Origin of the sequence: Lewinella sp., from assembly GCF_050633125.1 — a bacterium.
GTDB lineage: Bacteria > Bacteroidota > Bacteroidia > Chitinophagales > Saprospiraceae > Lewinella.
Genome location: NZ_JBOEFX010000189.1, coordinates 1 through 8,089, shown reverse-complemented (window position 1 = coordinate 8,089; position 8,089 = coordinate 1). Strand labels below are relative to the sequence as shown.

The 8,089-nt window shown below is 49.6% G+C and carries 3 protein-coding genes; 1 reads left to right on the top strand and 2 read right to left on the bottom strand.

The genetic code is table 11. The annotated features are described in order from the left end of the window. Window positions 1–557: 557 nt before the first annotated feature. A complete protein-coding gene (locus ACRBG0_RS27560) occupies window positions 558–4,544 on the top strand; it encodes a carboxypeptidase-like regulatory domain-containing protein (RefSeq protein WP_431490049.1) in 3,987 nt (1,328 codons plus the stop codon). A 308-nt stretch (window positions 4,545–4,852) separates the two neighbouring features. Here the strand turns inward: ACRBG0_RS27560 and ACRBG0_RS27555 are convergent, their stop codons facing one another. Then, complete coding sequence (locus ACRBG0_RS27555; protein ID WP_431490048.1) at window positions 4,853–6,328, bottom strand: glyceraldehyde-3-phosphate dehydrogenase; 1,476 nt, start codon at window positions 6,326–6,328, stop codon at window positions 4,853–4,855. Between the two features lie 18 nt (window positions 6,329–6,346). Continuing rightward, window positions 6,347–7,948, bottom strand: a complete 1,602-nt coding sequence (locus tag ACRBG0_RS27550) for a T9SS type A sorting domain-containing protein (RefSeq protein WP_431490047.1) — start codon at window positions 7,946–7,948, stop codon at window positions 6,347–6,349. Window positions 7,949–8,089 lie beyond the last annotated feature (141 nt).

Sequence of the window (8,089 nt, the reverse complement as noted above, 5' to 3'; positions counted from 1 at the left end):
ATTCCAGATACACTCTGGACTTTCCAGCAAAACCTTAGCTTGCGTGAGGACACCAAAATCAGGTTCCCGGACAGCTTGCTTTACCCCGCAAATCTTTCGATAAAAATGGAAGCTTTCTTTTCTACCGCTGGTGGGGAGGCAGCACAAAAAACGGCCAACTTCATTTACCTGTACCAAGCCGGAAAAATTGAACATTCTCTCCAGCAAGGCCAATGGCAGTTTACCCATTTGGAAGCCGATAGCAGCATTAGCCAAACGGCAACCTTAAAGACTCAGCGCAGCGTNNGCCTTTTTCAACCATCAAAACTATCACCCTGCCCCACCAGGAATCACTTGATCCTTTTGTAACCAACTACCATCTGGAAACCAGCAAAAATCTTCGGTACACCCTTGGCGTAAATCAAGAAGTGAGCGGCGTGGAAACGCTGGGACAACATACTGGCGACTCCTTGCTGCTCCAGATTGCCAACCCGCACGGCGTAAACATCACTTACCAGCTTTATGAAGGTACCCAACGTATTGCAGAAGGTAATTTAGGGCAAGATACCCTCCTGAGAATGACGGCCCAAGCGAAGAAAAAATACCAACTGGACATTCAGTATACCTGGGCTGGGGTGGCTCGCAACAAAACGCAGACTTTCCAGTCTTATGCCCGCCAACTGCAGTTTAGCGCCGACCTTCCAGATAAAATTATTCCCGGCCAAACCGTGCAGGTAAAAATCCAGGCTACCGACCAAAAAGACAAACCCGCCAAGGGTGTAGAGATGGTTGCCGGCGCTGTCAATGCCCAGTTCAACTCTTTGCGAAACCTCTCGCCGCCGCAGGTGACTTACAAGGTTCGCAAAGGCTACAAACAACGGCATCAGTTTAATTTACAACCAGTTAGCAACCAACATACAACTTCCATTAGTTCGCATTGGTACCAGCGCTTTACACTCGATACCATGCTCTATTACCAAATTCGCTACCCCGATCAGGGCATCTTCGAGCAACAGGATACGATCCTCGCCGATTCGTTTTATCTGCAAAATCCGCAAATCAGTCCTTATTTGGTGGAAGAACACAAGTTGCAGCCCATCTATTTGATCTATCTCAACCGCGAATTGGTCTACAGTCATTACAGTCAAGACGATGGCCGCTACGCCTTCAACGCTCGTCCTGGCTACAATCAAATCCGTATTCGCACCCTCGAAGCCGAGTACCGGATCGACAGTGTGTTTGTAAAAGCTGGCCACAAACTGAGTTTAGCGCTTGACGCGAAAAATTTTGGCCTTCACCCCGTTTATGGTTCCCGCATTAAGCGAACAAGGACAAAGAAGCACCTCAGTACGGGAGAGAAGGATTTGCTCAATCTGAAGATGATCCGCATCAGAAAAGAAGAGAAACGAACCGTTAGTTACCTCTACAGTGACAGTACTCAAATTTATCGCTGGAATACCCCTAATACCAACAATACTGCTCGGGTCATTGGCCCCATTCCCGCAAATCGCAACCTCACCTACCTACAACGTGATGGTCTGAAGAATCGTTTTTTCTACGAGCCTGGCTATATTTATGAACTTAGAACAGGCCGGGAAAGACTCTATAAACAGCGTTTTTTTCAAACAAAAAAACAATATGACTTACCAGAAGTTCTCTCCCACCCTAGAGTTGATCAACTATCATTAAGGCCATCTGATATTATAGAGGCCTCCCCAAAGATTAAGAGGGTTAATTTCCGAAAAGGTTGGAATCTCTCTATGGATGGTGGCCATTTGCAAATCCTTTATGGGCAGGAAAATGATTCTACCCTTGCAGCCGTAAGCCTGCAAAACGTCAATGGCGAATACAGCATTTACCGGCCTACCGACCGCTATTTCGCTCGATTGCCACAGGGTTATTATGAGCTTACGCTGATTACCCCAACAGGACATACCGCTCAAAGAAAAATTTGGATTTATCCCCACCAGTTGCAAGTACTTGACTTCCGTGGTGTTGCTTTTGAACAAGATACGACCCTCGATATCCTCAAAGATTTGTACACCTATGAATTAGTGAAGCCTAGTTTTTTGACTTATCAAAGCCAAGGGGGCACGCCAGCCAATAATAGATATCAAGACGTGGGCTACCTGGCTCAAGGTACTTTAACGGATGATAACGGTGAACCGCTCATGTTTGCCAACGTTTTGCTGGCTGGCACAAATATCGGTACTATGACCGATATTAATGGGAACTATGCCATCTGGGTGCCTGATGCTAATGCTATTCTCCAGTTTTCATATTTAGGTTACAGCACTCGGCAAGTGAAGGCTGGCGATACCGGGGAGCGACTTACCCTTAGTGATTCAGGCATGGCCCTGGAAGAAGTTGTCGTAACGAGCTACCGTGTACCCTTGGTTGAGCAAGACAATACCACCATGAGCGCTACCCTTTCCGGTACGCTTACCGCTGCCCAAATCCAACGTTTACCCACCCGCAATATCAATGCACTGGCAGCAACAACGGCTGGCATAAGTGTTACCGATGATGATCAAATCAACATTCGAGGCAGCCGCGATGCTGCTACTAGTTACTATGTAGATGGTGTCCGTGTAAGTGCTTCTGTACCCGGTGCGGAACTTTTACTCAGCGGCAGCGGCCTGCGCACCGAGTTTCGCGACTACGGCTTCTGGGTGACGGACCTCATCACCGACAACAAAGGCGAGGCTTACTTTCAAGTCACTTTCCCGGATGATATCACCCAATGGAAAACCTTCGTCCTGGGCATGGACGACCGAAAGCGGGCTGGGGCTTGGTACGGCGAAACGGCAGCTTTCAAACCCGTGCTGGCACAGCTGTACCTGCCGCGTTTTCTCCTCCCCGGAGATCAGATTGACCTGGTAGGCAGCAGTGTTAATTACACCAACGACACTTTCCAAATCAGCACCCAGCTGGAGGTAGAAGGCGTATCATTGCTAAAAGAAGAACACCAACTTGTCGACGGTATTACCGACGAGGTGAGCTATACCGCGCTGGAAGGAAGAGATAGCCTTACGGCCAAATACACCCTCCAAATCGACAACTACCAGGATGGCGAAGAACGTTCTATCCCTATTTTCAAAGTGGGGACAGAAGAAACCATTGGCACTTTCCACCGCTTACAGGGAGACACGACCATTGAGCTGAGTTTCCCGCCGAAAGACGGGCCCGTCACCATTTACGCTCAGCCCGATATGCTGCATGTGATGCTGGAAGAGATCGAAGCACTCATAGATTATCCTTACGGTTGTAATGAGCAAAGCGCCAGTCGCCTGTTGGCCTTACTCATGCACAAAGAAATTAAGGAAGCTATTGGCCAACCCTTTACCAAAGAAGACGCTATCCAAAAAATGGTCGCGCTCTTGCGGCAACGCCAGCGGCCAGATGGCTCATGGGGTTGGTGGGGCGGCAGTCCTCACAACCAGTGGATGACCATCTACGTGATCCGTGCCCTACACGCTGCCAAGGAAGCTGGCTACGAAACAGAGGCCCTCGAAAAAGGCTTGATTTTCTTGACCAATCAGCTGAGCAGCCTGCGGGGCCCTTCCCGGTTAGAAGCCATTGCTTTGTTCTCTGAAATAGGGCAAAACATGGATTACGAGGCGCTATTGACACCTTACGACACGCTCCCCTACCTCAATTGGACGACGCTGACCACCACCTTGATCCAAGCCCAACAAGGGCTACCGTTTCAGTTGGACACCTTGGCCAAATACCGTGAGGAGACGCTCTTTGGTGGACACTACTGGGGGCAGGATGGCTACGGTTTTTACCACAATTACCATCAATACAATTTGCTGGCCTACCGCACGTATCGTGCAGCGGGCGAAACCGAAGCACTGGCTCCCATCCGACAATTCTTTTTGGAGCAACGGCACCGCAGTCCGGGCTATCACTGGCGGGCAGGCTACCGCAACACCTTTGAGGCTGCGCTCATTCTACGGACGATCATCCCGGATTTATTGGAAAACTACCAGCAAGACAGCGCCCTTAACTTCAGACAGCAGGTCGTCATTAGTGCGCAAGAAAATATCGTTTGGGATACCTTTCCTAAGCAAGTGACCATTGATGCTAGCCAAGCTATTCGCATCCAAAAAACGGGGATAGGGCAAACCTTCCTCACTGCTTACCAGCAGCGTTGGAATCCGCAGCCCGAACGGGTCGAAGGGCCTTTTGTGGTGACCAGTAGCCTTTGGCAGGGCAGTAAGCAAACCGACCAGCTGGAGCAAAGTCGCCCCGCTTTCCTGAAAGTGGAATTGAAAGTAGAAAAAGCGACCGACTACCTTCTTTTGGAAGTGCCCATTCCGGCAGGCTGTTCCTATGGCAGCAAGCAACGCAGCCGTGGCTACACCGAAACCTACCGCGAATACTTACGTGATAAAGTCGCCATTTTCTGTGAGCACCTCGAACCCGGCGAGTATAGCTATTACATTGAGCTGGAGCCGAGGTTTACTGGCCAGTTTCAGTTGAATCCGGCGAAAGCGGAGCAGATGTATTTCCCTGTTTTTTATGGGCGGGAAGGGATGAAGAGGGTGAGAATTGAGTGATGGTTGTGGGTTTAGCCACGGGCTATCGCTCGAAGATGTGGCGTAATTTCACGACCCACCCCAGCCCTCCCTGAATGGAGGGAGCTTTGGGGTTTGATGTTAGTGCGCAGGCCTTTAGGCCGGAGCGCGCCGGACGGAGGAGGAGGACAATGGATGGTAGCCGCTCTGCTCCGTTGGGTCGGGTTTGAAACCCGATCCCACGGAACAGAGCGGCGGACAGCCAGGTGCCGATCCCGTCCCGACTAGAAAAGTCGGGGCGGGAGAAGGCATGGCCCCAAAACACCCTAAAACAGAAGGATTATCTTCCGTTAATAATAACGATACCGACGCACCCTCGCCAGGTGCTTGGCCAGGCGGACGACCTGACAGGTATACCCGTATTCATTATCGTACCAAACGTAAAGTACAACACTATGGCCATCGGCAGAAACGATGGTTGACGGAGCATCAACTACCGAGCAGCAAGTGGTGCCCACGGCATTGCTAGACACATACTCGGTGGAGGAAGAATACTGGATTTGTTCTACCAAGGCTCCTTCCAGCGCAGCTTCTTTGAGGTAATTATTGAGGGCGTCTACCGTAGTTTTCTGCTTTAGTTGCAGGTTCAATACGGCGAGTGATACATTGGGCGTGGGTACGCGAATGGCGTTGCCCGTGAGTTTGCCCGCCAGCTCTGGTAATACCTTGGCCACGGCGGTAGCAGCACCAGTGGAGGTCAACACCATGTTTACGGGTGCTCCCCTACCCCGGCGTGGTTTCTTGTGAAAGTTGTCCAGCAGGTTTTGGTCGTTGGTATAGGAGTGGATCGTCTCGATGTGGCCTTGTTCGATGCCCAATTGCTTTTCCAATACATCAAGCACTGGCGCGATGGCGTTGGTGGTACAAGAAGCAGCACTGAAGATTTGTCTTTTCGAAAAATCCTCTGGTTCATTTACGCCGTAAACAATATTGGGCACATCGCCTTTGGCGGGAGCCGTCACGAGCACCTGGGCGATACCTGGACGAAGGTGAGTGCTCAGTTCTTTGTCGTCTCGCCAAACGCCAGTGTTGTCGATCAATAAGGCGTCTTGAATGCCATATTTGGTGTAGTCCACTTCGGAGGGTGATCCGGCGTAGATCAGTTGGATGTGGTTGCCGTTTACGATCAACTCGCTACCGTCGGGGCTTACTTCCACCAAGCCGTGAAACTCGCCGTGTATAGAATCAGATTCCAGCAGGGAAGCGCGTTTTGTCGCTTCTTCAAAGCGGTCGGCTAATTTTGGGCGGATCACAATCGCTTTTAGTCGTAGCTGTTCGCCCCGGCCGGTAGAGGTGATGATTCGGCGGGCAACCAAGCGGCCGATCCGGCCAAATCCGTATAATACGATATCGCGGCCATCCTCGTTCAGAGGAGCGGCACCGCGTAGGTGACTCATCTTATCGCCGACAAAATCCGCCAGATTTGCATAATTACTTGCTTCAGCTTGCCATTCCAGTCCTAGTTTACCTAAATCAATTCGGGCAGCGGGCAGGTCTTTCAGGTCACGGATGGCTTTGGCCAGGGCCAGCGTACCCGTAATATGGAGCGCCTCTGCTGAGTAATTTTCTGCAAAACGGTGATCATTGAGAAGGGCACTTGGACGGGCATCGTAGATATCCTCCCGGAACAATACCAACTCGATGGCGCGATCAAAACGTAGATCGCCAACGATCTGTAAAAGTTCCAGCGCCTGCTTTTCTTCCTGGCGCCATGCTTCCAATGCAGCATCAACACGTACTGCCTGCGGAGCTTTTTCAACTAACATGTGGTGGTCATTTTAAGGTTACTCTACCACAACTTTACGGCTGGCGCTTTGGTCATCAGTTACAACGGTTAGGAAATAAACGCCTGCCGTCAGTGGTGGTGTAATTTGGTTTTTCCAGGTAAAAGTACCGGGCTGGACATCCTGAATGGTGTCCGTTACGACAACTTTCCCCTCCATTTCGCGCAAAGATACGTTTACTGTCGTTGATTTCCTGACGTTTAGCTGAATAGTGAACGTTCCTGTGGTAGGATTTGGGAAAACATTCAAATTGAGGCCTCCATCCGTTATTTCCGCTGTAGAAGTATTGATCTTCTTAACCAGTTTCAGGCGGTAGATCACATTGTTGGCCTCACTTTGGGTGCCGTCGTTGATCCAAAAAATATTAGGCGCACTACTACTGATACCACCAAAAATGTAGCCCAGCTCCATCGTATCAGCGGTGAGTTGGTCCATTTGCAAAACACCATTTTCGTACACCGGCAAATCTGGCAAAGCAATAAACTCAGCGCCGGAACCTAACAAAGCTGGCATCTCTTCCTCTAGTTTATGTTCCGTCATGGTGCCATCGGCTGTTCGGCTTACGCGCGCAATGGTATTCACAAAAGGCACATTATCGTCTTGCATCAGGTTGCCGTCCTCTTGATAATATTGAGCCATCCCGCCAAAAAACACCGTGTGCATTTCATTTGTAGAGGCAGAATATAAAGAGATGTGAGCACAGTGATAATGGTTAAAATATTGCTCAAAATTGTCCTGCACCTGATAGCCTTCTTCCGTAATATTTACACTACTCAGGAAAGGTAAATCCTGCACATACTGAAACACACCGGAAAAGAGAGTCAGCCCTTGCGAACCATCTGGCATGATCTGCGCTGCCAGGTTGTAATCACGGCGGTGCAAATTGACAGTATCTGTAAAAGGTTCAAGCATGGTGATCATCAAGTCTTCTCCATTATCAGACAACTGGAAACGGCGAATCTGGTTGGTGTATTCCTGAAAGAAGCCAGGACCGTGATCTGGCCCGTGAGGGTTATAGCGACCAATAAATTTTTGTCCACCTACCAGGTAGTAAGTATCCTCAATTTTATTCAACTGTCCACCAGTAACAGCAAAATCCGCGACCGCCTCTTGCCGGATATGAGGATTCAAGTCGGCATTGGTCTTGATGGCTGCAATGGTGCCTGGTACATTGATTGCAGTGATTTGCCCAAAGGTAGTATGGTCATTTTCCAAGTTGCTATAACCATAACCTCCCAACACGTAGAGGTAGTCTCCCTCTTGATAAAACTCCATATTGGTAGACTGCAATTGCTCTTGAACAACAGCAGGCAAGGTCTCCAGACTGGCAACCCAGCGCTGCTGCTGCACAGGATCTACGACAATCAGTTGGTCATTGTGCCCTGCTAGATCAAAAGAGGCAAAAGGCTGCCGCTGGTGCAAGCCATCCAATCGTCCACCAACAATCAGCCACTGGCCATCGTGCTGGCCGTGTGCATAGGATTGAATTCCGCCAAGATTGTCTATCGTAATCGGCTCTAATACTACCTCGTAGTTAAAGGATTGGCCAACAAGTATACTGCTTAGCACGATGGCCAAGGCAAAGGTGAATAGAATACGCATAATTTGGTTCGTCTTAAATTTTAATAAAGGGGCTATATCTACCAGGCTTCTCCATGTTGCTCCTCGAAGTGCTCAGGAAACCAAACTGGGACAGGTAAATCATTATCATAGATAAACGCTGCCAGCTGCTGTATCTCTGCC